We start from the raw sequence: 24,164 nt of genomic DNA, 5'->3' as shown, positions 1-24,164 counted from the left end.
ATGAAATCGACAACCGCAGAGCGAATGAACCATACGATCTTTGTGCTGGTCACCTTGTTATATTGGTGCTCGCTCTATGTCTACGTGCCGATCCTGTCGCCATACCTTGATCATCTGGGCGCCTCCTACACCATGGCCGGGATCGTGCTCGGAAGCTACGGTTTGACGCAGATCGTGCTGCGTCTGCCGCTCGGGATCACGTCCGACCGTTTCAAGAGCCGGAAGCCGTTCATTCTGCTCGGCATGCTGTGCACCGCGGCCAGCTGCTTATGCTTCGCCTTGGGCGAGCAGCTTGGTTGGGCGTTCGCCGGCCGTGTGCTGTCGGGCGTAGGCGCTTCGACCTGGGTCGCTTTTACCGTCATGTATGCCGGATTATACCGCGGCGAACAAGCGACTCGTGCGATGGGCACGATCAGCCTGCTTACTGTCGCCGGGCAGCTTTTCGGCATGAGCATGAGCGGCTATCTGGTCAAATGGGGCGGATGGAACGCCGCGTTCTGGACCGGGGCAGTCATCGGACTGGCCGGACTGGCGCTTGCCTTCCTGCTGAAGGAACCGAAGGAAAGCGGCGACCGGTCGCCGATGCGTTTCGCCGACCTCGCGCCGGTGATGAAGGATAAGCTGCTGCTCAAGGTTTCTTCGTTGTCCATTTTGGCGCACAGCGTCTTGTTTATCACGATGTTCGGTTTTACGCCATCCTACGCCTTATCGCTGGGGGCGGACGAGGCGGGGCTGACGCTGCTTGTATTTGCCTTCATGATTCCGCACGCCGTCAGCTCGTTTATGACCGGCAAAGTATTTGCTCCGCGCTTCGGAGCGTGGAACGTCGTACTGCTCGGCTTTGCGGTCAGTGCCGTGTGCTCGGCGGCTACGTCGCTGGTGCCCGGCTTCGGGCTGCTGCTGCTGACGCAGGCGGTAAACGGATTTTTCCAAGGGCTGCATTTCCCGCTGCTTCTGGGGCTCTCGATCCAGCACATTCCGGAACAAAAGAGAGCTACAGCGATGGGGCTGTACCAAGCGGTGTACGCGATCGGCATGTTTGCGGGGCCGTTCTTGGCCGGCGGCTTAAACGAGTGGGCGGGACTGAAAAGCGGTTTTTATTTGGCCGGGGTATTCGGAGCGATCGCCGTGGGCTTGACCTTGTTCTGGTTTAGGCCCCGCCGCCAGCGGTCGGACGCCTCGCAGCCGTCGCTTAGCAGATAGCGTGTATACAAACCAGACTGTCGAGAAATTTTCGACAGTCATTTTTTTTGATGAAAATGGAGGTCCAAGCGTCTTTTATAAATATGCTATCGCATCTGGACGAGTAACCACACTTCTTATGTAAGCTGCGCATCTACTAATAATGCGAAACTTCCAGAAGAGGTGATTCTATGGCTTGTGCTTGTACTCGTTCAGTGCGAAAAGGGAAGGCGAAGGCAGCAAAGCGGGTAACCGCTCAATCGAGTTCTTGTCCTTGTAAAGTCCATAATGCGGGGCTCAGATTCCGAAGCAAAAAAGGGAATCTGCTTACGTTCGAAGTCATCTTTAACTCCAAATGCACTCCATGTACGAGCAGCCCCCTCATTACGTTCTCGATTCCCAAGGTGTTCCGCGGCAAAGCGCGTATCGTTAAGGTTATTCAAGAGTTGGTTACCGTAGATGCAACCTCTCTGGCCGACTTCGTGCTGGCGGCCAAAGTTCAGAACCGCTGCATCAAACCGTTGTCCGAACGGAAATGCGTGTTCAAAGTCGTGTCATCTTGCTCGCAAACCAGAAAGCTTCGGGTCATTAACGGACAACGGGTCGACGGTTTTTGCCTGACCTAGAACGAGCTTGAGAATACAACGAAACGGGCAGGGGAGACCCTGCCCGTTTGTCGTGCCGTCTTGTCATATAAAACGCGTGGACATTGTCCGGCCTTCCTTCACATAAACCCGGGGAACCCGGGCGCTGATGCCGCATACGATCTCGTAATGGATCGTATGTGCATGGCTTGCGACATCGGCGGCGGTCACTTTGTCTTCCGGCGCGCCGAAAAGCAAGACTTCGTCACCGAGCTTCGCGTCCGGAATTGCGGTTACGTCAAGCATCAACTGGTCCATGCAGATCGTTCCGGCGATTGGCACGGACTGTCCGCGTACCGTTGCGGTTCCTTTATTGGAGAGCGCCCGCGGCATACCGTCGGCGTATCCGAGCGGCACCGTGGCAATTCTGCTATCTTTGTCGGAGGCAAACGTGCACCCGTAGCTGACCGGCTCCAACGCCGGGACGTCTTTGAGCGATACGATTCGCGATAGGAGCCGCATGGCCGGCTTAAGGGGAGCGCCTGCGATAACGCCTCTTATCGACGGCTTCAAGCCGTACAAGCCGATTCCGACGCGCACCATATCCAAATGCATATGCGGGTAAGCAATGGTTGCGGCGGTGTTGCAGCAATGCCAGAGAGGAACGGAGATACCGGCTTCCTCAAAAGCGCCGCGAAATTCGAGAAACCTCGCAAATTGCAGCTCCGTGTATGCCGGGCTCGGATGGTCCGCATTGGCAAAATGCGTAAATATACCCTCCAGCGTCACATAAGGGCTCTTGTTCGCATGTCGGGCGAGCTGCAGTGCAGCATCTGGCGCCGTAATCCCGAGCCGGTTCATCCCGGTCTCGATCTTGAGGTGAATCCGGGCTGCCCGGCTCAAGCTCTCCGCTTCGCGCATCACCGTTTCGAGCGCCTCGCCGCTAAACACCGTCAGCGTCACATCGGCCGCCACGGCCTCCCGGATCGCTTCCGGGGGCGTGTGACCGAGCACAAGGATCGGGGCGGCAATGCCGGCCGACCGCAGGCGGAGCGCCTCATCCAGAAAAGCGACTCCGAGGCGGTCCGCACCTGCGCTCAGTGCCGTCCTGGCGGTTTCCACCGCGCCGTGGCCGTACCCGTTCGCTTTGACTACCGCCATCCACTGGCAGCCGGGCCGGAGAAGCGACTTAAAGTACGCCGCGTTCGAGGCGATGGCATCGAGCGAGATTTCAGCCAGCGTCGGACGATGGCTGAAGCTGCCGTCCCAATCGGCGTAATCCGGCTCGGGCATAATCGAACGGGGGAGCTCTTCGTGCGGTTTCACAATCCTATCGTTCCTTGTGTGCATGGTGTGCTGCTCCTTCGTGGTGATTTGCTGAATAAATAATAATCTCCCCCGAGGGCGGGGGAGTTTTGTTTATTTATCGGCTGGATACGGTTTCCAGTGCCTTGTGTGCAGGCACATAGTCGTAGTTCAGATCTTTCGCTACCGCTTCGTATGTGATGGCGCCGCCTGCCGTTGTAAGACCTTTGGCCAAAGCCGGGCTGTCGGCGATCGCTTGCTTCACGCCTTTGTTCGCGATTTGCAGCGCGTACGGAATCGTCACGTTTGTCAGTGCGATAGTAGAGGTGTTCGGAACCGCACCCGGCATATTGGCTACCGCATAGTGGACTACGCCGTGCTTGACATACGTAGGTGCATCGTGGGTCGTGATCCGGTCAACCGTTGCGAAAATTCCGCCCTGATCAATGGCAACGTCGACAACAACGGAGCCTGGCGACATGCTGCGCACCATATCTTCGCTAACCAGCTTAGGCGCTTTGGCTCCCGGAATGAGCACCGCTCCGATAACGAGATCGGATTGACGTACCGCTTGAGCGATATTATAAGGATTGGACATGAGCGTCTGAATTTGCGGACCGAACTGATCGTCAAGCTGACGAAGGCGGTCTGCGCTCAAATCGATGACCGTTACATCCGCGCCTAAGCCGACTGCGATTTTCGCCGCGTTCGTGCCGACTACGCCGCCGCCGATGACCGTGACTTTCGCCCGCTGTACTCCGGGCACGCCAGCGAGCAGCACGCCTTTACCGCCATACGGCTTCTCCAGGAACTGCGCTCCGATTTGCGTCGCCATCCGTCCGGCAACCTCGCTCATCGGAGTCAAAAGCGGGAGCGTACGGTTGACTTCAACCGTTTCGTATGCAATGGAAACGACACCCGATTTCGTCAAGGCCGCGGCCAATTCCGCATCGGCTGCCAAGTGCAGGTAGGTGAACAAGATCAAGCCTTCCCGGAAATATCCGTATTCGGAAGGAAGCGGTTCTTTGACCTTCATAATCATTTGGGATTTTTCCCAAACCTCTTGCGCGGCATCGGCCATCAAGGCTCCGGCCGCCGCATATTGCTCGTCCGTAAATCCGCTGCCGAGACCTGCTCCTTTTTCAATATACACGCTATGTCCCGACTGTACAACCGTGGATACGCCGGCAGGCGTAATGGCCACGCGGTTTTCATTGTTTTTAATTTCTTTCGGCACGCCGATAATCATTATTGCCATCTCCCTTGATAATGTGGTTGGATCGTTTGGTAAGCTGAGTATATCGAACAAATCCGGCGGTTTTCTTCGTGAAACGAGCTGAAAAGAATTGGATGCTTTTGTGTTTTTTCACAAAACGTAAGCGTTTTCGCAGGTGGGACGGGCCATTTTGTGCAATATCACAAATCGATCCGATTATTTTTGAGTAACAAGACAAATGCAGACGGGAACGAGTGTGCTACGATTTAGGCATCAATTCGTCACAAAAGCGAATGTAAGCGCATACTGTTGTTCTCGAGTAATTTTTTGGTAAAATAATAATCACAGTCTTTTCGCCGGGGTGTATCGGCTCCCGGCAGATTCATAAGGAGGGAAACAACAGTCAGAAGCAAGTCTCTATCCTTTGAGGCACGAATAATGCAAGTCCAAGCCTGGAAATTAACTATTGGAGGAGATTTTTTGTGAAAAACAACAATGAATTGAAACGGGGACTGGAGCAAAAGCACATTACTCTAATGTCGCTTGGCGCGGCAATCGGCGTCGGCTTGTTTCTGGGGTCCGCATCGGCAATTAAGGTAGCCGGGCCTGCGATACTGATCGGCTACATGATCGGCGGGCTGGCGATGTTCTTCATTATGCGGGCGCTGGGGGAGATGGCCGTTCAGAAGCCGGTGGCCGGTTCGTTCAGCCGCTATGCCCGGGAGTATATGAGCCCTGTGTTCGGCTTTTTGACCGGATGGAACTATTGGTTTATTTGGGTCGTGACGTGTATGGCCGAAATTACCGCCGTCGGGATCTATATGGAGTATTGGTTCCCGGGAGTGCCTCGGTGGATTTGGGCGCTGGCGGCGCTGGTCATCATGAGCCTGGTTAACCTGATTGCCGTCAAAGCCTACGGTGAGCTGGAGTTTTGGTTCGCTTTGATCAAAATCATCACCATCATCTTCATGATCATCATCGGTGTGGGCATGATCGTATTCGGTCTGGGGAATGGCGGCATCGCTGTCGGAATCAGTAACTTGTGGAGTCATGGAGGCTTTTTTGCGAATGGCTGGTCGGGTGTGCTGCTGGCTATGCAGATGATTATGTTCGCCTATCTGGGAATCGAAATGATCGGCGTAACGGCCGGTGAAGTCAAGGACCCTGCGAAAGCGCTCACAAGAGCGATTGACAACGTGTTCTGGCGCATTCTCATCTTCTACGTCGGCGCGCTGTTCGTCATCATGTCGATTTATCCATGGACGGAAATCGGCCTCAAGGGCAGCCCGTTCGTCATGACCTTCGAGAAGCTGGGCATTCCATACGCCGCAGGTATCATCAACTTTGTTGTACTGACTGCCGCGCTTTCGTCCTGCAACAGCGGCATTTTCAGCAACGGCCGCATGCTGTACAATTTGGCGCAGCAGGGAGAAGCGCCTGCAAGCTTTGAGAAGGTGTCCCGTTCCGGCGTTCCGGCTCGTGCCATTGTTGTATCCGCTTTCTTCCTGTTGATCGGCGTCGTGCTCAATTACATCGTTCCGGAAAAAGCATTTACCATGGTTACCAGCATCGCTACGTTTGCGGTCATTTGGGTATGGGCGGTCATTCTGATCTCGCAAATCCGCTTCCGCAAGAAGCTTTCGGCGGATCAAGCCGCCAAGCTGATTTACAAGATGCCGTTGGCACCGTTCAGCTCTTACGTCGTGCTCGCATTCCTAGTGTTCGTAGTCGGGATTATGGCTTACTCCCCGGATACCCGGATTGCACTGGTGGTCGGTCCGATATGGTATGCGATCCTGCTCGTGGTTTATTACGTGAAAAAGAAAAAAAGCGCCTCCCCGGCCGGTACGAACGGCATGGAAGGACGCGTAGATGACGGTGCGACGCAGGTATAATAAATCGAATGAAATGGATCAGGAGGACATGAGCTTATTGGTCTTCAGATCAATGTAAAGCGCCACCTTCTGATCCATGCTTTTTAAGTCGATCTCGCCGATTTCGGCAATCCGGGACAGACGATAGTTCATCGTATTCGTGTGGATATGGAGCGCGGCAGCTGCCTCCTTGGCATTGCTGTCGTGCATCAGAAACGTCTCCAGCGTGTCCAGGAGATTCGTATGATGGTCCCGATCGTATTCTTTAAGCCGCTGCAAATGGCGGTTCACCATCCGGTGGGACTGCTTGTATTCGAAAATGGGGGGCAGGAACCGGTAAAAGCCCAGGTCTTCGTAGTGGTGAATTTTCGTTTGATTCGGGAACAGCTTCTTCAGGCGCAGCAGCGTGAGCGCTTCGCGGTAGCTCGTCTCGACCTTGCCGTAATCCTCGTACAGAGAACCGCAGGCAGAGGCCATGGCAGACACGCGAAACCGGTCGTGCATCTGCTTGCCAAAATGAGTGATAAAGCTGCCGGCATGTTCTTTCCAAGACGTTGATTCGGAAGGGGAAGCGAGCAGAATGAAGTGATGGTGGTCCACCGCATGGCATACGACGGAGATGCGCTGCGTCACCGACATCAGATAGCGGATTTGCTGGAGCCGATGATCATCGATCGATTCGGAAAATTCGAACACCGCGACGTAAAAAGCGGGGGGCAGCGTCAAATGGATTTGAGCCGCTTTGTCCCGGACCGCCGCTTCGGTGGTCAAATGCCCCGTAAGCAGCTGCCAGAAAAACTCCTGATAGCCTTCCTCCTGCTTGCGTTTGCGCGTTTGAATATGCAGCAGCTTTTGTTTGGCCGTTTGCGCGGCCTTTTTTAATTGCTGTATGCCGTTATCGTCGATGGGCTTCTCCACTTCAAGCGCCCAAATATATCCAAGGACTTCCTCGTCTTTACGAATGGCGACGGCGACGCGGTCTCCAAGACCGATATCCGTGATGGAAGCGATTCGGACCGGCTCGTCGGTCTTCATGAGCTGCGGAATAACCCCTTGCCTCCACAAGCTTTGCACGACCTTCTCGGGCACCCGCCGGCCGATGATGGTCGCAGTGCGGGCTTCGTCCGTCTGGCGGTCGTGTGCGCTGTAGGCGACAAGCCGATGATTGGCGTCTTCAATCGTAACCGGGCAGCGAAGCACCTCGCTAATGGTTTCGGCTAACGTTTCCAGACTGTCGAAATGCTGATCGAAGGGCCCTTTTTCGGCGGTCATGCTTCATTTCTCCTTTTTAAAGTTTCGGGTGGCAGCGGTACCATTTTAACTATAAACAAATTTTTTTGTGATGGGAATCCCCCAAGGGGGATCAAATTTTAACTGTATCGTGATATAATGGACGAACACACATTCTCATAGAAGTAGAAAGGGATTTTCCATGTCGTTTCGTCAGCTTGTAATCATTGTAGGAATTACCTTGCTTGGCATCGCTGCCGCCTATATGGTCAAAGTTCCGGTCGTTTTCGGCTTTTCGGCAGGGCTGCTGGCCCTTATTCTGATTTCGCTCCGCAGCGGAATCGGAGGCAAAGAGCTTGGTGCCGGGATACTGGAAGGCATTCGCCGGACCAAGGAAGTCGTCTGGCTTCTGCTGCTCGTCGGCATGATTCTTCCTTGCTGGGCGGTCAGCGGGACGGTGGACGAGCTGGTTCAATGGGCGCTTGCCGTCGTGCAGCCGCAGTATGCGCTAACCTTTTCGTTTCTGATCTGCGCGTTCGTATCGATGATTCTCGGGACCTCGACCGGGACGCTCAGCGCAGTCGGCGTTCCGCTCATCGGGATGGCAATCCATGTGGGCGTTCCGCTGCCGTACGTGGCCGGGGCCGTCGTCTCCGGCATTTTTGTCGGCGACCGTACGTCGCCTTTTTCCAGTGCTCACCAGTTGATCGCGGCTTCGACGGAAACGTCCATCCCGCGGCAATGGCGGGCGATGGCTCCGACCTCGGCGCTTGCCGTGCTCGCTTCGCTGGCATTTTACGGCTGGCTCGATCTGCGGACGGCGAAGGGTCCGGTGGAGCAGTCGGCCAACCTCATTCCTTCCGATCTCGGTGAATCGCTCGTGCTGTTGATACCCATCTTCGTTCTTCTCGGCTCGATCGTACTGCGGCTGAAGACGAAATACGGATTTCTGTTATCCATTGCCGCCGCTATTATTGTAGGAAGCCTGCAAAAAGGGGTGGGGCCAGCCGTTTGGTTGAAAGCGATGTGGAGCGGGGCGGAGCATTCGATTGTCGAAGGCAAGGGATTGCTGAGCATGATCAGCCTCGTCTCGCTTATTGTGCTGGCCGGGGCGTTCAACGGCATTCTGGAACGGTCGAACCTGATCGGCGCATACATCGAGCGGATGATGGGGGAGATGCCTTCGCTCGCTTCCGCCACATGGCGCACCGGAGCGTTCGGCTTGGTCCTTTGTCTGATCTCCTGCACGCAGACGCTGCCGATTATCATGTCCGGCCGCAACATTTTGCCGTTGTGGAACCGCCGGTTCAGCTCCGCGCACCTCTCGCGTGTCATCGCCGATACGAGCGCCGTTCTGGCCGCCGCTGTACCGTGGAATTTGCTGGCTGTGCTGTGCAGCACGTTTGTCGGCGTGCCGGTGGAGCAGTATTTGCCTTTTGCGATTTTTTTGTGGAGCCTGCCGCTTTGCACTTATTTATATTCCGCTTATCTGGATCGTGCGAAAGTAAGTGTAAAAGCCTGAGTGATCAGGCTTTTTTTGTTTTCTTATAAATCTTGCGAGAGACGCACCATATCGATGACTTGCATCCCGTTCTCATAAATCGGCTCGTCGTAATGCCGGATGAAAAAATCTCTATCGATCCAGGTCATGCGGAAGCCGCACTTCTGATACAGAGCGAGCTGGCCGATGCTTGAATTGCCGGTGCCGATTTCAATCGTTTTATACCCAAGCTGTCTCGCGGTCTCGATCGCGTGGTTGACCAGCTTTTTGCCTATGCCTTGGCCTTGATGGCGCTCATCAACGGCGACATTGACGATTTCGACGGTTTCGGGTCGGGTAGGCAGAAGAACGTACACACCGAGAATAAGCTCTTCCGCTTTGGCGACATAGCACTGGCCTCTTTGAATATATTCTTCAACCAGACTCGGGGAAGGGTCGGCTAATAACAGCAAGTCCATTGGCGGCTGTTCATGGGATGTTAATTTTGTAATTTCCATACGATCACTCCTTGAAAGTTAAAAAATAGCAGTTTCTTTACATAACATTCGGTAAGCCTCGGTCCAGTTCCTTCTTTTTTGCTCATAATTGGTTGAAAGCCTCCGCATACTAACTGTATAAAAACGGCTCATAAAGCAAAAGGAGAACCTATGAAGGAACCGAATACGGATCGAGACATTGAAAATACAGTGGACGACCGGTATATCCCGATCACTTCCGTCAAAAGCGGGGCGCTGCAGACGGTGGCGGAGCGGGTATGCTGTCTGACTGTCCAGGTGGTTAACGTATGCTTTATCGGCAATCGCGAACCGGCCGACGGATGGGTACTCGTAGACGCCGGAATGCCGCATTCCGCCGATACGATCCAACACGTGGTTCGGGAGCAGTTCGGAGAACACAGCAAACCGAAGGCGATCGTGCTGACCCATGGTCATTTTGACCATGTGGGCGCCGTTGTCGAGCTGGCGGAGGCTTGGCAGGTTCCGGTATACGCCCACGAGCTGGAGCTGCCATATGTAACCGGGCGGCAAAGCTACCCGGACCCCGACGCGTCCGTCGAAGGCGGACTGCTCGCGAAGCTATCACCCTTGTTTCCGAATGAGCCGGTCAACTTGGGCAAGCATGTCCGGGCGCTTCCCTCTGACGGTACCATTCCTGGACTGCCGGAATGGCGCTGGATACCGACGCCCGGTCATTCGCCGGGCCATGTATCGCTGTTCCGGGAAGCTGACCGCACGCTGATCGCCGGTGACGCCTTCGTCACGGTACGGCAGGATTCCCTGTTTAAGGTTATTTTGCAATTTGAAGAGATTTGTGGCCCGCCCCGTTATTTTACAACGGATTGGAAGGCGGCAAAAGAATCCGTGCAGAGACTGGAAGCGTTGAAGCCCGCGGCCGCTGTGACGGGGCACGGGGTGCCGGTATTCGGCGCCGAGCTTGCTCAGGGGCTCGCGAGGCTGTCAGGACAATTTGATCGCGTGGCTGTTCCGGATTACGGCCGCTATGTCGACCGTATACATTGAACATATCGTTGAGGCTGCAAACGGATCAATGAAAACCCATCCTTACGGCGATGGGTTTATTTACTTTTCATCATTGGACTGATACATCGTTAAGCTGGCGGGCAGGTTGGTTAAAACGAATTTTTCCATACTCGGTAAGCGTTGAATTTGATTATTATTTAAATAAGCTATATTCGGAAAGGTGTGAGCGGTGTGGATGTGCAATATATTATTTCCAACATTATTGATCGTCTTAAGCACATTAACGGTGTGCAAGCTCTGGTTCTAGGGGGTTCTAGAGCCAAAGGGACTGAAAATCCCGAATCCGATATTGATCTTGGCATTTATTATAACGCCGACAGCGGGTTAGACATTGCCCAACTTCGTCGGGTAGCTTCCATCTTGGATGATGATAATAGGGACAACTTAACAACAGAAATCGGCGGCTGGGGACCATGGATTAATGGTGGCGGCTGGCTGAAAGTGAATCAAATACCCGTCGATTTTTTATACCGTGATCTTAATCAAGTATCAAAAGTAATTGACCAATGCGTCGTGGGAGATATCACAATCGACTATCAACCAGGGCATCCTCACGGATTTATTAATTCGATCTATTTAGCCGAAATCGCGTTGTGTAAGGTGTTATGGGATCCATCAGGTGTTGTGGGGGAAATGAAGTTCAGAACAAATCCGTACCCACACGATTTACAAAAATCGATCATTCGAAAATTTCTATGGGAAGCAAATTTCTCCCTTGAGATTGGGACAAAAGGTTTCTATAAAAAAGATTTATCTTACATTACCGGATGTTGGTTTAGGTCAGTCTCGTGCTTGAATCAGGTTTTGTTTGCGCTTAACGAAACTTACTGGATGAACGAAAAAGGAGCTGCTGCCATCGCCGATTCATTCAGCATGGCGCCAAGCCAATACTCCAATAGAATTAATAACATTTGGACCTTGGTCACAGAAGATCAAGCCGGTTTGGAGAAGGCTCAAGGCTTGTTACGCGATCTGATTCATGAAACAGACAATCTAGTGAATAGTAAAGGTCTGTTGAACTAGGGGCGGGATAGTTTAAATATAAGAGTATTCTACATTTTGAGAAAGAGCGATAGCATGTAAACTGGTGTTGATACAAAATTCATGTCAAAGTAGGATGATACGTGGATTATCTTGAAGATGGAAGTGCCATTTGGCAAGCGATCGTTAGAAAGCTTCGTGCTGCCGGTTGTGTTTTTGCGGAGGAGGAGGCCCGGTTGCTTATGTCTTCTTCGAAGAATTCTGGTGAGCTCGCCAAACTGGTGGATCGCAGAATTGCCGGTTTTCCTCTTGAACACATTATCGGGTGGGCGGATTTCTGTGGCTTGCGGATGAAGCTGGAACCCGGTGTTTTCGTGCCCCGGCAACGGACCGAATTTTTAGTCCGGCAGGCCGCGGCACTCACTCGATCAGGAGACGTAGTAGTAGACCTGTGCTGCGGTTCCGGAGCTTTGGGCGCAGCCTTAGCCGCTTTAACGGAACATATTGAAATGCATGCGGTTGATATCGACCCCGCTGCAGTACGGTGTGCCCGTCGTAATATTCATTTAGACAAGGGCTTTGTGTATGAAGGCGATCTTTACGATCCGCTTCCTGTTCAACTTTATAACCGCGTCAATGTTATTATAGCCAATGCCCCGTACGTACCTACCGAGGCAATAAAATTCATGCCGACGGAAGCCCGTGTCCACGAGGCAAAGATTGCGCTTGATGGAGGAGCCGATGGACTTGACGTCCAGCGAAGAATAGTAGCTGAAGCTCCTCGCTGGCTTGCAAAGGGTGGCTTTTTACTAGTCGAAACTAGCGAGAAGCAGGCGCCATTGACTGCCGAACTCTTTGCTCAATACGGATTGATTCCAAAATGGGTTCGTTCCGAAGAACAGGACGCTAACGTAATCATCGGAAGCCAGAAAGGTTAGATCAAGCCGCTTAGTTGGAATGAAGTTCGTTGTCATGACTAAACAGCTCCCGCGCCACGGTAAGGAAGGCTTGAACTGCCGGAGACACGTATGGAATCGCTGGAAAAGCCAGCGCCACATGACGGCAATTTACTTGGTTAAGGTTTCCTAATTTAATTTTAGGCTGGTCTTTGAGGAACAGTTCGGGCCCAATCGTAATCCCAAGTCCTTCCTGGACCATACTTGAAATGGTAGCGCAATCTTGAACCTCAAAGCGGACCAAAGGCTTTATTTTAGCCTGAGCAAAAATCTCATCAACATGCGCCCGATAAACGCCTTTTGGCATGATAAAAGGCTCTTCCTTTAATTCCTGCACATTAATGGTTGTTTCCTTTTCGAATCGATGTCCTTCGGGATAGGCGACAACCATTTTATCTTTGATTAAAGGCAAAAGATTCAGATTCGCATTCATGTTCTGTTGTATAACAATTCCAATGTCAACGACACCCGTCTCAAACCACTCGATGATTTCCTCGTAGGTCCCTTCAAAGAAAATAAACTCAATGTTCGGATATTTTTTTTGATATTTCGAAATGATTTTTGGCAGGATGCAAGCCGTTGCGCTTGCAAAGCTTCCTATGCGTATCGTGCCTGCTTCAAGATTGGAAGCAAAAGCTGCTTCTTGCTTGATTTTTTCCATATGGTTTAAGATTTCCCGCATATGCCCCAGCGTTTTCTGGCCCACTTCAGTTAGCATGAAGCCTTTTTTGCGGTCCCGTATGAGCAATGGAATACCTAATTCCGATTCTAATCCGGCAACAGCGTGACTTACTGCGGATTGAGTCATGTTTAATTTCTCGGCTGCCTTTGTGAAGCTGCCCGTCTCAATAACTTTGGAAAAAACCTCAAAACGCGCAATAGTCATGAGTTACACCTCATATAGATTATGAAAAATATGAATTTGATTAATGTTAACACGGGGTTTTATACTGATGCAAGCGGGATCGTCTTTCAAATTCAGGGGAGGTTGCTTCCATGACTTTAAAACTATTTTCTTCGTACGATCTGAAGGGGCTGCACCTAAAAAATCGCATCGTGATGGCGCCGATGTGCCAGTATGCCGTTCAAGCCAAAGATGGAAAGCCGAACGATTGGCATTATGTGCATTATGTCAGCCGCGCGATTGGCGGAACGGGCCTCATTATTATGGAAATGACCGATGTCGAGCCCGACGGCCGGATTACCGATTTTGACCTTGGTTTGTGGTCGGATGAGCATATTCCCGCATTCGCCAAAATTATCGATGGCGTACATGCTCATAACGGCAAAATTGGCATTCAGCTTGCTCATGCAGGACGGAAGACGGAAGATGTGGCCGTGCCTATCGCCCCATCTGCGATAAAATTTCCGGGATCGCCTTACCGAATGCCGCGTGCACTTGCGACCGATGAGATTCAAAGCGTCGTCCAAAAATTTGCCGATGCTGCCCGCCGTGCTGTAAAAGCCGGAGTAGATACGATCGAGCTTCATGGAGCTCACGGTTATTTGATCCATCAATTCCAATCTCCCTTGACCAATAAACGGGATGATCGGTATGGCCAAGAGCTTGCCCGTTTTGGTGTAGAAGTCATCCAAGCCGTAAAAGCGGAAATGCCTGCGGATATGCCGCTCCTCTTCCGTATATCGGCTGTAGAATATGCCGATGGCGGCTATGATATCGATCACGCGATCGAACTGGCCCAAGCCTACAAGGCTGCGGGGGTAGACGCGTTTCATGTAAGTACGGGCGGAGAAGGACCCCCCGGAGAGAAAAAGCCGGGCAACCACCCCGGGTATCAAGTGCCTTTTGCCCGTAAAATCCGCGAGGCGGTGGGCTTGCCTGTCATTGCCGTGGGTAGGCTTGAAGATCCGTTGCGGTCCGAATCGATTATCGACAGTGAAGCAGACTTTGTAGCGATTGGACGAGCCCTGCTGCGTGATCCTTATTGGGCCGCTCATGCCGCGGTTGCGCTCGGTCACGGGCAAACTCCTATTGCGGAACCTTATAGAGCGGCTTACGAAATTTAAAAGTGTAGAAAGGGGGAAGAAAAGCTTGCTTAAACGACCGGAACAAAACGAATACGATCCGTATTTCTCAAGGTACATCGAGCTTGTGCCTGAAGACGATATCCTAGCTTTTCATGATCGTCAACGAAACCGAATTAACGTCTTTTTCGGTCATCTTAGCGAGGAGCAAGGATCGCATCGCCATGAGCGGGGGAAGTGGAGCTTTAAGGAAGTGCTCGGTCATATCAGCGATTCGGAGCGTGTGATGAGCTATTGGATGCTTAGCGTTGCACGCGGAGACACCATGAAGCTTCTTGGCTACGATCAGGATACTTACGTAAACAACGGTTGCTTCGGGGAGCATACGATTCCGGAGCTGCTTGTAGATTTCGAAGCAGTCAGACAAGCGACACGTACACTAATGACAACAATTGCAGAGACGGATTGGTTACGGGCAGGCCATGTGGCCGATAAAGCTGTGACCGCCCGAAGTCTTCTCTATGTGATGGCCGGACATACGGAGCATCATTTACATGTCATTCGGCAGCAGTTTGGTCGATAATCGGAAGAATGTTATGATCATCGGCCGTTTCACAAGGAATTTTGTCTCTCCACGAAGAAGTTAAGTAATCGGTTCGCTGACAGAAGGGAAAGTGGGGGGGAAGCCATGACGGAAGAAGAGGCAAAGCGGCTGCTGATGCTGCACAGTTTCACAATTGATGAGGCGATTGACCATCCGAAGGGTCAAACCGGATTTCTGATGTCGCTTCGCCCGTACCGCGGCTTGATCGAAGAGAACTTGCACGAGGTCATGTACGCTCTGTTTATCCTGCAAAAGAAGCTTGGGCCGGACGCTCCGCATCTGGATCGGGATCTTGTCGCCGCCGTATGGGGGATATGCCACTTAAGCCGGGCGTGGGGCGTTCATCCGGACGGCATGCTCCGTTCTAACCGGTTGATCGCGGAAGAGGATGTACGCCGATTGGAGGAGTGGATCGACATGATTTCGTATGCGTTCCTGAATTTGTTGGAAGGCAATGGGGATGAGGCATTCTTCGAATACTTGGAAAGCTACGACGCATTCCGGGAGCCGAAGCTTGAAGCGGAAGGGTAGCCCGTTGCTGTCCGGCAATAATATTTGCCGTAGAGCTTGCCCGAGGCGAGTCGCAATTCCTGCAACTGAAAGGGTGCGACTCGGGCTCGGGCTTTGGGGTGCGCAACTGAATTAAGATTTAAAACGGCATTTCAGCAGAAAAACTTCATCGTACGATTTGATTAATTCGTCAGGGTCCGGCTTGAAAGTCATCGAACCCAGCTCTTTCTTCCGTACGATCGCACTCAAAGTAATAGGCTCCTCCGGTACGATCTTTTGGCTGCCAATCATCGAGCCCCACGTAGATGAAGAAAAAGCTTCCTTAGCTATGGAGCCCTTGCTGGAGGAGAAGCTGCCTCCGTCCCGCACGGAAACAATCCACATTTGCTCCTTATCGTTTACGCTGGTCAGGCTCCAGTACAGCTTATTTTCCCGCTTGGACCTCATACTCGTCCCCATCGATGCCAGAGTCTCCTTATACGATCCGTTCACGTAATGCTCCATCCAGCAATCGATCCTGGCGATATTCTCGTCATCCGTTTGAAACTTATAGATGAATAAACTGTCCGCGCCTGAGGCGCTTCGGATGGATGTGTATTCGTCATCCGTTATCGGAACATAGCTTATCGCATTTGCTTTTTCACCCGGAAAAACGGTTGAACTCGCGCTTATATTGACTAGCTTCGCAAGGTGCTTCTTCGGTGCGTCATTCCAGATCCCGGCCGCGAAGGCAAACGCAAACAAACAAGCAAGAAATATTTTTAGTTTCATCTGATAAGACCTCCAAACGTATTCGTGCAAAACGGAACGTTCCAGCATTAACATACCATATTATGGGTTTCGTGCCAATTGGGACTCCGTAGTCGGCTATCCTACGAGCAAAAGTCTGGGCCTTGCCAACTTGATTTAAAGACAATTTAAAGATTTGTCTCTAAATACTTGCTGGCGCTATGATGATATTGAAATCGCTATCAATTGTGAAGAGGGGAGCTGTCGTGATCGATGAGAACCGTGGAGGAACTGGAGCATAAGCTTGCCGAGCCGTCGCCTGCTTTGGTGCAGGAGATGAAGTCGCTGGAGGGGGACATCATGTTGCTTGGGGTGGGCGGCAAAATGGGACCGAGTCTCGCTAAGCTGGCGATCAACGCAATCCGGGAATCGGGGGTCGGCCGTAAAGTATACGGGGTGTCGAGATTTTCAGAACAAGGGCTGAAGGAAGAGCTGGAGAGCTTCGGCGTCGAAACGATCGCGTGCGATCTACTGAACGATGAGCAGCTTCAAAAGCTGCCTGATGTGAAAAACGTCGTCTACATGGCCGGTACGAAATTCGGCACCACAGGCAGAGAATATTTTACATGGGCGATGAACACTTATTTGCCGGGTCGCGTGGCGGAGAAGTTCCGCCATTCACGGATTGTGGTATTCTCTACCGGCAACGTCTATCCGTTGACTCCTGTCCTACAAGGTGGAGCAAGCGAATCGACAGCTCCGTCGCCTGTCGGCGAATACGGGCAGTCGTGTCTTGGGCGGGAGCGGGTGTTCGAGCATTTTTCCCATCAATACGGAACGCCGGTGTTGATTTACCGTCTCAATTATGCGATCGATCTGCGGTACGGGGTGCTGCTGGAAATTGCAAAATCGGTGAAGGAAGGCCGTCCGATTGACGTGTCCATGGGGCATTTCAACTGCATCTGGCAGGGCGACGCCAACGAGATTGCGCTTCGATCGCTGCTCCGCTGCAAGCAAGGGGCGGAAGTGCTGAACGTGACCGGCCCGGAGACGGTATCGATCCGGTATGCGGCCGCGGAGCTCGCCAAGCGGCTCGGAACGGAAGCGGTATTCACCGGACAGGAGGCGGACACAGCGCTGCTCAGTAACGCGTCGAAATGCATGCAGCAGTTCGGGTATCCGCGGGTATCGCTTTTGCAAATGATCGATTGGGTGGCCGAATGGGTGCTGCATGAAGGCAAGACGATGAATAAGCCGACGCACTTTCAGGAAAGAGAGGGGAAATTTTAACGTATGGGCGGCAGAAAATCGTTGTCACCGGAACAATCCCGGGCGCTGCACGAAGGGCTGGTCATTCCCGCTCACCCGCTGGCACTGGACGAACATCGGCGGCTCGACGAGCGCAGCCAGCGCGCTTTAACCCGCTATTATGCCGCCTCCGGCGCCGGAGGTGTCGCGGTGGGCGTGCATTCGACGCAGTTTGAAATCCGCGAGCCGCAGTTCAATCTGTTCGAAAAAGTGCTGCGAATGGCCTCCGAGGAGGTCGACCGGGCCAACATCGGGCGTCCGTTCCTGAAAATCGCCGGAATTTGCGGCCCGACCGAGCAGGCGCTGAACGAAGCGGACACGGCGATCGGACTCGGGTATGACGCCGGGCTGCTGAGCATGGGCGGGCTGCAAAGCTTGAGCGAGGCGCAAATCCTCGAACGTACGGCGCGGGTCGCCGAAAAGATGCCGGTTGTCGGCTTTTATTTGCAGCCGTCCGTCGGCGGGAAGGTATTCAGCTTCGACTTTTGGAAGGAGTTCGCCACCATTCCCGGCATCGTAGCGATCAAAATGGCGCCGTTCAACCGGTACCAAACGATCGACGTGGCGCGGGCTGTCTGCTATTCACCCAGGCGCGATGAAATTGCGCTGTACACCGGCAACGACGATAACATCGTGAACGATCTGCTGACCGTATACCGCTTCATGGTTGATGGCAAGCCCGTGGAAAAACGGATCGTCGGCGGGTTGCTCGGGCATTGGGCGGTCTGGACGCGCAAAGCGGTCGAGCTGCTGGAAGAAATCAAGCGAGTGCGGCAATTGGGAACGATCGGCAGCGAGTGGCTGACCCGCAACGTGGTGGTGACGGATGCGAATGCGGCGTTTTTCGATCCGGCGCACGGGTTTGCCGGCTGCATCCCGGGCATCCATGAGGTGCTTCGCCGCCAAGGGCTGATGAAAGGCGTCTGGTGCCTGAATCCTCACGAAACGCTGTCCCCGGGACAGGCGGAGGAGATCGACCGGGTATACCGGGACTACCCGGAATGGAATGACGATGCGTTCGTCCGCGAGCATTTGGCGTATTGGATGGCTTGAATTCCCAGGGGAAGGGGTGAACGAATGAATCCGATTCATGAGGACGGTCAGAAGCTGCTGGCGTCGGCGGAACGGCTTGCGGATTCGTTGGTGGCATTTCGCCGCGACCTGCACGCCGAGCCCGAGCTGAGTCTTGATGAGCGGGAGACGTCCCGCAAGGTGGACGAGCAGTTGACCGGGCTCGGGCTTGAGGTGCGGACCGGCGTCGGCGGCTACGGCGTGACGGCCGAGCTTCACGGCAGCGGACCCGGGCCCGTCATTGCGCTGCGCGCTGACATGGATGCGCTGCCGGTGACGGAGGAGACCGGCCTGCCGTTCGCCTCGCGCCGCCCGGGCGTCATGCACGCCTGCGGCCACGACGCGCATACGGCGATTTTGCTCGGCGCAGCCCGGCTGCTTACGGAGCGGCGGGAGCGGTTGAACGGCAGCGTGCGGTTCCTGTTCCAAGCGGCGGAGGAGATCAACGCAGGCGCCAAAGCGATGATCGCGGACGGCGCGCTGGACGGCGTCGCGGAAATTTACGGGCTGCACAATTTGCCGACGCTTTCGGCGGGCAAAATAGCGACTCGCGCCGGGGCACTCATGGGCTCCGTCGACCGTATCGAGATCGACATCGAGGGGAAAGGTGGGCATGGAGCCATCCCCGATCAGTGCATCGATCCGATCGTGGCGGCTTCGGCCATCGTTCTATCGCTGCAAACCGCCGTAAGCCGCGAGCTTTCGCCGTTCGCCCCCGCCGTCGTAACCGTCGGCAGCCTGCAGGCCGGGGAAGCGAACAACGTCATCCCGCACCGGGCTCGTCTAACCGGGACGGTACGGACGTTTGCGCCGGAGGTGCAGAGCGGCATGCCGGAACGGCTGGAACGGCTTGTGATGCGGATCGCCGAAGGCCACCGGTGCCGGGCCGAGCTGCGTTACATTCCGCAGACTCCGGTGCTTGTCAATCACGACGACTGCCTGGTCCATGTCGAGAGCGCCATGGACAGGCTTCTGGGGCGCGAACAGCGCGTACAGGCGGAGCCGACGATGGCGGGCGAGGACTTCTCCGTCTATTTGCAGCGGGTGCCGGGCTGCCTTTTTTGGCTCGGCTCAGGTCCCGAGACGGGAGCGGAGCAGGCTTTCGGGCTGCATCATCCCCGGTTTACGCTTAACGAAGCGTGTCTCCCGGTTGGAGCGGCGGCGCTCGCCGCCATTGCTTTGGAACGTCTGGCGGCGGAGCAGGCACAGTGAAGAAGCGCCGCTTTGAAAACGTCACCTTTTTGCAATTGGCAGATTCCTCCTGTCGGGTATAATGGAGATAGATTGAACACAAGCATGGGTAAGGCGGTGTTGTCATGTTCGGGACTGATCGTCCGTCCACCGAAGAAAAAGGGATTCCGATAGCGCTGATCGGACCGGAGCCGATGATTCCCGTCATGCTGCAAGCGATGAAATCGTTTCCGTCCTTCGTCCCTGTCACCGGGGCGTATGTGAAGCTGGAGGAAGCGGTTCAATGGACCCGGGACCTGATGGAGCGCGTCGAAGTGATCTTATATTCGGGACCGCTTCCATACCAGGTATGCCACGACCACGTCCAACTACGCGTACCCGCTCACTTTGTTCCGCTGAACGGCTCGGGACTGTACCGGTCGTTGTTTCGGGCGGAGCGGATGGGGCGGCTTGGCGCCATGTCCGTCGATACGCTGACCCGTCAGCCGTTCGTGAAGACGTTCCGCGAGCTAGGCCAATCGCTACCCGAACTGACGTTCTATGCAGGCCGAGATCCTGTAGATGCGGAAGCGATGGTTCGTTTTCATGCGGAGCAATATGCTCAAGGAAACACGGCGATTGCCTTAACCGCGCTTCGTTCCGTATCGTTGAAGCTGAACGAGCTTGACGTACCGAACGAATGGGTGCTGCCGACCGAGCAGGATATCATCGTCGCGCTTGAGCGGGCACTGTTGTCGACGGAATCCCGCCGCAGCAAGGAATCGCAAATTGTGGTGGGCTTGATCGACGTGGACGGGTTCCGCAAAGCGGCCGATCTCCGGAAGTCGGAGCATGACGTGCAGCGGCTGAAGCTGGACATTCACCGGATGATACTCGAATACGCCGAAACGCTCGAAGGGCACTTGACTCCGCTCGGCGGCGACGAATATTTGTTCGTCACGACGCGGGGGACGTTCGAGCGCCATACGGGCGGGTACAAATATATCCCGCTGGCCAAAATGGCGCAGGACGCCTTCTCCCTTTCGCTGAGCATCGGCATCGGCTTCGGCCGGTCCGCCCACGAGGCGGGCTCGCACGCCCGGATGGCGCTGCGGCAGGCCAAAGACGCGGGCGGCAGCATTTGCTTCATCGTTCGCGAGGACGAGAGTGTCATCGGTCCGCTGGAAATGGCTGAACCGCTCAGCGCCGGCCTGTCGCTGCTGGACGCCGCCTTGATCCGGAAAGCGGAGGAGGCCGGCTTGACCCAAACGTATATGAGCCGGGTAGTCGCCCAGCTCACCCGTACGGGCAAGACGGACTACAACGTTCACGAGCTGGCGTCGGTTCTCGGCGTGACCGTCCGCAGCACCCACCGGCTGCTGACGCAGTGGATGGATGCGGGGCTGGTCAAGGTGGCCGGAGAGGAACGGGGCAGAGCGAAGGGCAGGCCGAAGCAGATTTACCGGTTTTGCTTCCTGGACGACCTGCTGCGCCGTTAAAAAGCATGCTTGTCGTTTATATCGGACTTAGCTGAGGAGGATGTACGCATGAAATTGGGATTGAGCACCTACAGTTTATACCGGGCTATCGATAAGAAAGAATTAACCGTAACGGAAGCCATCCGCTGGATTGCCGACAATGGAGGCGAGCATGTGGAGATCGTGCCGATCGGGTACGACTTGACGGACAATCCAGGGCTGATTGAAGATATCCGCAAGACCGCAGACCAAGCGGGACTTGATATTTCCGGCTACGCGGTCGGCGCGAATTTCGTGCAGGCGACCCCGGAAGCATACGAGCAGGAGATTGAGAAGACGATGCGCCAGGTCGACATCGCCCGCGACCTTGGAGTGAAGCGGATGCGTCACGATGTGGCGTCGCGCCCGATCCCCGAAACGTCGATCCGCCAGTTCGAAGTGGACTTGCCTCAGCTCGTCGAAGCGTGCCGCCGGATCGCCGACTATGCAGCACAGTTCGATATCGTCACAAGCGTGGAGAACCACGGCTTCTACCTGCAGGCGAGCGACCGGGTGCTTCGGCTCGTGCACGAGGTAGATCGCGCCAACTTCAAGACGACGCTGGATATCGGCAATTTCCTATGTGTGGACGAGGACCCGGTCAGCGCCGTTTCGAACAACATTCCGTTTGCGTCCATGGTGCATTTAAAAGACTTTTACCGCCGTCCGTCGTACCGCAATCCGGGCGAAGGCTGGTTCAAGTCGACCCACGGCAACTTCCTGCGGGGCGCCATTGTCGGACAAGGCGACATCGATATGCCGGAAGTCGTTCGGGTGCTGAAGGCTTCGGGGTACGACGGGTATTTGTCTGTCGAATTCGAAGGCATGGAGGACCCGAGGACCGGTTCAAGAATCGCTATGGACAACGTCCGCCGGTTATGGCAGGAAGCCATAGTGTAATCCAAAAACAACAGGAAAAGCAGGAGGAACAGGGGAACAATGAGCAAAATCAAAATCGGAATTATCGGAGCGGGCTCCATTTCGGAGCAGCATTTCAGAGCCTACAGCCATCATCCGGAAGTGGAAATTTATGCCGTTTGCGATTTGAACGAGGAACGGGCAAAAGCGAAGGCCGAAGCGTACGGCGCATCCAAAGTATTCACCGATTACCATGACCTGCTGGCGCTGCCGGACATTCACGGCGTCAGCATATGCACTTGGAACAACTCCCATGCCAAGATCAGCATCGCGGCGCTCGAAGCGGGCAAGCACGTGCTCGTGGAGAAGCCGCTGTGCCAGACGGTGGCCGAAGCTTTGAAGGTCGAAGAAACGGTCCGGCGGACAGGCAAGCTCTTGCAGGTCGGCTTCGTACGCCGGTACGGCAGCAATACGGAAATCCTGAAAAAATTTATCGATGCGGGCGATCTGGGCGAGATTTATTATGCCAAAGCCTCTTGTCTGCGCCGTCTCGGCAACCCGGGCGGCTGGTTCTCGGATATCAAGCGCTCCGGCGGCGGTCCGGTCATCGACCTTGGCGTGCATATTATCGATATTTGCTGGTACCTGATGGGCAAGCCGAAGGTCAAGTCGGTCTCGGCCAATACGTACAACCGCCTCGGCAACCGCTCGAACGTAGAGCACTTGGATTTCTACAAAGCTGCGGATTACAATGCGGCGCTCAATACGGTTGAGGACATGGCTAATGCGCTCATCCGCTTCGAGAACGGGGCGAGCCTTATGGTCGATGTCAGCTTCACGCTGCATGCGAAGAAGGACGAGTTGGCCGTCAAGCTGTACGGGGACAAGGGCGGCGCGGAGCTGGAGCCCGAGCTTGCGATCATTGCGGAGAAGTACGATACGATTCTGAACGTCGCACCGCAGGTAGACCATCCTTCGTTCGATTTTATCGCCGGGTTCCAGCAGGAGATCAACTATTTTATCGACAGCTCGCTCGGACGAACGGAAACGCGGAGTCCGGTGGAAGACGGCGTCGAAGTGATGAAAATATTGTGTGCCATTTACGAATCGGCCGCCCAAGGGCGGGAAATCGAGCTGTAGGAAGGGGCGATGCTCATGGCATTGACGAACAAGATCGGAGTCATTTCGGATAGCTTCAAGCTGCCGCTGCGCGAGAGCCTGCTGAAATCCAAGGAGCTCGGCGCCGATGGCGTGCAGATTTGGGCGACCAAAGGGGAAATGGACCCGGCGAACTTGAACGCGGCCGCTCGGAAAAACCTTAAGGCTTACCTTGATTCGATCGGGCTGGAAATTTCCGCTTTGTGTGGCGATTTGGGCGGGCACGGCTTCCAAGACAAAGAGGCGAATCCAGCCAAAATGGAAATGTCGAAGCGCATTCTCGATCTGGCGCTTGATCTCGGCACGAATATCGTGACGACGCATATCGGTCTCGTGCCGGACGACCCGAACGATCCGATCTATGCCGAGATGCAGGACGCTTGCGGCCAACTGGCCCGTTATGCCTCGTCTGTCGGCGGTTATTTTGCCATCGAGACCGGTCCCGAGACCGCCGCACATCTGAAAAACTTTCTGGACAGCCTCGGTTCCAAAGGAATGGCGGTCAACTTCGACCCGGCCAATATGGTCATGGTGACCGGCGACGACCCGGCCAAAGGCGTTCACACGCTGAAAGACTATATCGTCCATACGCACGTGAAGGACGGGCTCCGGCTGCGCGAAGCGGACCCTCGCGCTATCTACGGCTCCCTCGGATATAAGCCGATGGATCACGAGGAGATTGCGCGGATGGTGAGCGCGGGCGAATTTTTCCGGGAGCTGCCTCCCGGCGAGGGTGCCGTCGATTTCGACGCGTATTTCCAAGCGCTGCAAGACATCGGGTATACGGGCTATTTGACGATCGAGCGCGAGGTCGGCGATCAACCGGAAGAAGATATCCGCAAAGCGATTCAGTTTATCGAAGCTTACCGGAAGCGGGGCTAAG

At 54.5% G+C, this 24,164-nt stretch carries 23 protein-coding genes; 17 read left to right on the top strand and 6 right to left on the bottom strand.

The features are described 5' to 3' along the window. Positions 1–1,203, top strand: a complete 1,203-nt coding sequence (locus PEL01S_RS16190) for an MFS transporter (RefSeq protein ID WP_127461021.1) — start codon at positions 1–3, stop codon at positions 1,201–1,203. Positions 1,204–1,373: 170 nt separating this feature from the next. Then, positions 1,374–1,808, top strand: a complete 435-nt coding sequence (locus tag PEL01S_RS16185) for a hypothetical protein (RefSeq protein WP_127461020.1) — start codon at positions 1,374–1,376, stop codon at positions 1,806–1,808. A gap of 63 nt (positions 1,809–1,871) precedes the next feature. On the opposite strand, the gene alr is transcribed toward PEL01S_RS16185, so the two are convergent. Both alr and ald read right to left on the bottom strand, forming a co-directional pair. Further along, positions 1,872–3,092, bottom strand: coding sequence for an alanine racemase (gene alr, locus PEL01S_RS16180; RefSeq protein ID WP_371860708.1), 1,221 nt, complete (start codon positions 3,090–3,092; stop codon positions 1,872–1,874). Between the two features lie 97 nt (positions 3,093–3,189). Next, positions 3,190–4,320 (bottom strand): alanine dehydrogenase, encoded by a 1,131-nt coding sequence (ald, locus tag PEL01S_RS16175; RefSeq protein WP_063180722.1) that lies wholly within the window; start codon positions 4,318–4,320, stop codon positions 3,190–3,192. A 449-nt stretch (positions 4,321–4,769) separates the two neighbouring features. On the opposite strand from ald, the gene PEL01S_RS16170 reads away from it, so the two are divergent. Beyond that, on the top strand, positions 4,770–6,182 hold the full coding sequence (locus tag PEL01S_RS16170; RefSeq protein WP_063180724.1) for an amino acid permease: 1,413 nt from the start codon (positions 4,770–4,772) through the stop codon (positions 6,180–6,182). Between the two features lie 18 nt (positions 6,183–6,200). Here PEL01S_RS16170 and PEL01S_RS16165 read toward each other — a convergent pair whose 3' ends face one another. Continuing rightward, positions 6,201–7,433, bottom strand: coding sequence for a PucR family transcriptional regulator (locus PEL01S_RS16165; protein WP_063180726.1), 1,233 nt, complete (start codon positions 7,431–7,433; stop codon positions 6,201–6,203). A 160-nt stretch (positions 7,434–7,593) separates the two neighbouring features. Here PEL01S_RS16165 and PEL01S_RS16160 point away from each other — a divergent pair, with 160 nt between their 5' ends. Then, a complete protein-coding gene (locus PEL01S_RS16160) occupies positions 7,594–8,913 on the top strand; it encodes a Na+/H+ antiporter NhaC family protein (RefSeq protein WP_127461019.1) in 1,320 nt (439 codons plus the stop codon). Between the two features lie 23 nt (positions 8,914–8,936). On the opposite strand, the gene PEL01S_RS16155 is transcribed toward PEL01S_RS16160, so the two are convergent. Next, entirely contained in the window at positions 8,937–9,389 is a 453-nt protein-coding gene (locus PEL01S_RS16155) for a GNAT family N-acetyltransferase (protein WP_063180730.1), read from the bottom strand. Between the two features lie 150 nt (positions 9,390–9,539). Here PEL01S_RS16155 and PEL01S_RS16150 point away from each other — a divergent pair, with 150 nt between their 5' ends. The 3 genes from PEL01S_RS16150 to PEL01S_RS16140 all read left to right on the top strand — a co-directional run bounded on the left by PEL01S_RS16150 (position 9,540) and on the right by PEL01S_RS16140 (position 12,352). Then, complete coding sequence (locus PEL01S_RS16150; RefSeq protein WP_063180732.1) at positions 9,540–10,412, top strand: MBL fold metallo-hydrolase; 873 nt, start codon at positions 9,540–9,542, stop codon at positions 10,410–10,412. Between the two features lie 192 nt (positions 10,413–10,604). Next, a complete protein-coding gene (locus PEL01S_RS16145) occupies positions 10,605–11,456 on the top strand; it encodes a nucleotidyltransferase domain-containing protein (protein WP_063180734.1) in 852 nt (283 codons plus the stop codon). Positions 11,457–11,557: 101 nt separating this feature from the next. Beyond that, a complete protein-coding gene (locus PEL01S_RS16140) occupies positions 11,558–12,352 on the top strand; it encodes a putative protein N(5)-glutamine methyltransferase (protein ID WP_127461018.1) in 795 nt (264 codons plus the stop codon). A 10-nt stretch (positions 12,353–12,362) separates the two neighbouring features. Here the strand turns inward: PEL01S_RS16140 and PEL01S_RS16135 are convergent, their stop codons facing one another. After that, positions 12,363–13,256: a LysR family transcriptional regulator gene (locus tag PEL01S_RS16135; protein WP_127461017.1), complete on the bottom strand. Its 894-nt coding sequence runs from the start codon at positions 13,254–13,256 to the stop codon at positions 12,363–12,365. A gap of 110 nt (positions 13,257–13,366) precedes the next feature. On the opposite strand from PEL01S_RS16135, the gene PEL01S_RS16130 reads away from it, so the two are divergent. The 3 genes from PEL01S_RS16130 to PEL01S_RS16120 all read left to right on the top strand — a co-directional run bounded on the left by PEL01S_RS16130 (position 13,367) and on the right by PEL01S_RS16120 (position 15,491). After that, positions 13,367–14,398, top strand: coding sequence for an NADH:flavin oxidoreductase/NADH oxidase (locus PEL01S_RS16130; RefSeq protein WP_127461016.1), 1,032 nt, complete (start codon positions 13,367–13,369; stop codon positions 14,396–14,398). Positions 14,399–14,423: 25 nt separating this feature from the next. After that, positions 14,424–14,939, top strand: coding sequence for a DinB family protein (locus PEL01S_RS16125; RefSeq protein ID WP_163767940.1), 516 nt, complete (start codon positions 14,424–14,426; stop codon positions 14,937–14,939). Positions 14,940–15,044: 105 nt separating this feature from the next. After that, positions 15,045–15,491 carry a hypothetical protein gene (locus tag PEL01S_RS16120; RefSeq protein WP_127461014.1) on the top strand — a complete coding sequence of 149 codons (447 nt, stop codon included), beginning with the start codon at positions 15,045–15,047 and terminating at the stop codon, positions 15,489–15,491. Between the two features lie 111 nt (positions 15,492–15,602). Here PEL01S_RS16120 and PEL01S_RS16115 read toward each other — a convergent pair whose 3' ends face one another. After that, entirely contained in the window at positions 15,603–16,241 is a 639-nt protein-coding gene (locus tag PEL01S_RS16115; RefSeq protein WP_127461013.1) for a YgaN family protein, read from the bottom strand. Positions 16,242–16,472: 231 nt separating this feature from the next. Here PEL01S_RS16115 and PEL01S_RS16110 point away from each other — a divergent pair, with 231 nt between their 5' ends. The 7 genes from PEL01S_RS16110 to PEL01S_RS16080 all read left to right on the top strand — a co-directional run bounded on the left by PEL01S_RS16110 (position 16,473) and on the right by PEL01S_RS16080 (position 24,163). After that, positions 16,473–17,489 carry an NAD-dependent epimerase/dehydratase family protein gene (locus PEL01S_RS16110; RefSeq protein ID WP_127461012.1) on the top strand — a complete coding sequence of 339 codons (1,017 nt, stop codon included), beginning with the start codon at positions 16,473–16,475 and terminating at the stop codon, positions 17,487–17,489. Between the two features lie 3 nt (positions 17,490–17,492). Next, positions 17,493–18,560 carry a dihydrodipicolinate synthase family protein gene (locus tag PEL01S_RS16105; RefSeq protein ID WP_127461011.1) on the top strand — a complete coding sequence of 356 codons (1,068 nt, stop codon included), beginning with the start codon at positions 17,493–17,495 and terminating at the stop codon, positions 18,558–18,560. 24 nt (positions 18,561–18,584) lie between these two features. After that, positions 18,585–19,790: a M20 metallopeptidase family protein gene (locus tag PEL01S_RS16100; protein WP_127461010.1), complete on the top strand. Its 1,206-nt coding sequence runs from the start codon at positions 18,585–18,587 to the stop codon at positions 19,788–19,790. Between the two features lie 104 nt (positions 19,791–19,894). Beyond that, positions 19,895–21,247, top strand: a complete 1,353-nt coding sequence (locus PEL01S_RS16095) for a hypothetical protein (protein WP_127461009.1) — start codon at positions 19,895–19,897, stop codon at positions 21,245–21,247. A 48-nt stretch (positions 21,248–21,295) separates the two neighbouring features. Then, positions 21,296–22,165, top strand: coding sequence for a sugar phosphate isomerase/epimerase family protein (locus PEL01S_RS16090; RefSeq protein ID WP_127461008.1), 870 nt, complete (start codon positions 21,296–21,298; stop codon positions 22,163–22,165). Between the two features lie 39 nt (positions 22,166–22,204). Continuing rightward, a complete protein-coding gene (locus tag PEL01S_RS16085) occupies positions 22,205–23,263 on the top strand; it encodes a Gfo/Idh/MocA family protein (RefSeq protein WP_127461007.1) in 1,059 nt (352 codons plus the stop codon). 15 nt (positions 23,264–23,278) lie between these two features. Further along, positions 23,279–24,163, top strand: a complete 885-nt coding sequence (locus PEL01S_RS16080) for a sugar phosphate isomerase/epimerase family protein (protein WP_174806955.1) — start codon at positions 23,279–23,281, stop codon at positions 24,161–24,163. Position 24,164 lies beyond the last annotated feature (1 nt).

The sequence above is a fragment of the Paenibacillus elgii NBRC 100335 genome (assembly GCF_004000865.1).
Classification (GTDB): Bacteria; Bacillota; Bacilli; order Paenibacillales; family NBRC-103111; genus Paenibacillus_G; species Paenibacillus_G elgii.
This window is presented reverse-complemented; position numbering and strand designations above follow the sequence as displayed.

What these genes read in the sequence shown, in the direction of transcription:
- PEL01S_RS16100 (WP_127461010.1), top strand. Translation starts at nt 18,585, where the DNA reads ATGAATCCGATTCATGAGGACGGTCAGAAGCTGCTGGCGTCGGCGGAA.
- PEL01S_RS16105 (WP_127461011.1), top strand. Translation starts at nt 17,493, where the DNA reads ATGGGCGGCAGAAAATCGTTGTCACCGGAACAATCCCGGGCGCTGCAC.
- PEL01S_RS16150 (WP_063180732.1), top strand. Translation starts at nt 9,540, where the DNA reads ATGAAGGAACCGAATACGGATCGAGACATTGAAAATACAGTGGACGAC.
- PEL01S_RS16115 (WP_127461013.1), bottom strand. Translation starts at nt 16,241, where the DNA reads ATGAAACTAAAAATATTTCTTGCTTGTTTGTTTGCGTTTGCCTTCGCG.
- PEL01S_RS16155 (WP_063180730.1), bottom strand. Translation starts at nt 9,389, where the DNA reads ATGGAAATTACAAAATTAACATCCCATGAACAGCCGCCAATGGACTTG.
- PEL01S_RS16085 (WP_127461007.1), top strand. Translation starts at nt 22,205, where the DNA reads ATGAGCAAAATCAAAATCGGAATTATCGGAGCGGGCTCCATTTCGGAG.
- PEL01S_RS16120 (WP_127461014.1), top strand. Translation starts at nt 15,045, where the DNA reads ATGACGGAAGAAGAGGCAAAGCGGCTGCTGATGCTGCACAGTTTCACA.
- PEL01S_RS16160 (WP_127461019.1), top strand. Translation starts at nt 7,594, where the DNA reads ATGTCGTTTCGTCAGCTTGTAATCATTGTAGGAATTACCTTGCTTGGC.
- PEL01S_RS16130 (WP_127461016.1), top strand. Translation starts at nt 13,367, where the DNA reads ATGACTTTAAAACTATTTTCTTCGTACGATCTGAAGGGGCTGCACCTA.
- PEL01S_RS16080 (WP_174806955.1), top strand. Translation starts at nt 23,279, where the DNA reads ATGGCATTGACGAACAAGATCGGAGTCATTTCGGATAGCTTCAAGCTG.
- PEL01S_RS16110 (WP_127461012.1), top strand. Translation starts at nt 16,473, where the DNA reads ATGAGAACCGTGGAGGAACTGGAGCATAAGCTTGCCGAGCCGTCGCCT.
- PEL01S_RS16090 (WP_127461008.1), top strand. Translation starts at nt 21,296, where the DNA reads ATGAAATTGGGATTGAGCACCTACAGTTTATACCGGGCTATCGATAAG.
- PEL01S_RS16165 (WP_063180726.1), bottom strand. Translation starts at nt 7,433, where the DNA reads ATGACCGCCGAAAAAGGGCCCTTCGATCAGCATTTCGACAGTCTGGAA.
- PEL01S_RS16185 (WP_127461020.1), top strand. Translation starts at nt 1,374, where the DNA reads ATGGCTTGTGCTTGTACTCGTTCAGTGCGAAAAGGGAAGGCGAAGGCA.
- ald (WP_063180722.1), bottom strand. Translation starts at nt 4,320, where the DNA reads ATGATTATCGGCGTGCCGAAAGAAATTAAAAACAATGAAAACCGCGTG.
- PEL01S_RS16135 (WP_127461017.1), bottom strand. Translation starts at nt 13,256, where the DNA reads ATGACTATTGCGCGTTTTGAGGTTTTTTCCAAAGTTATTGAGACGGGC.
- PEL01S_RS16095 (WP_127461009.1), top strand. Translation starts at nt 19,895, where the DNA reads ATGTTCGGGACTGATCGTCCGTCCACCGAAGAAAAAGGGATTCCGATA.
- PEL01S_RS16190 (WP_127461021.1), top strand. Translation starts at nt 1, where the DNA reads ATGAAATCGACAACCGCAGAGCGAATGAACCATACGATCTTTGTGCTG.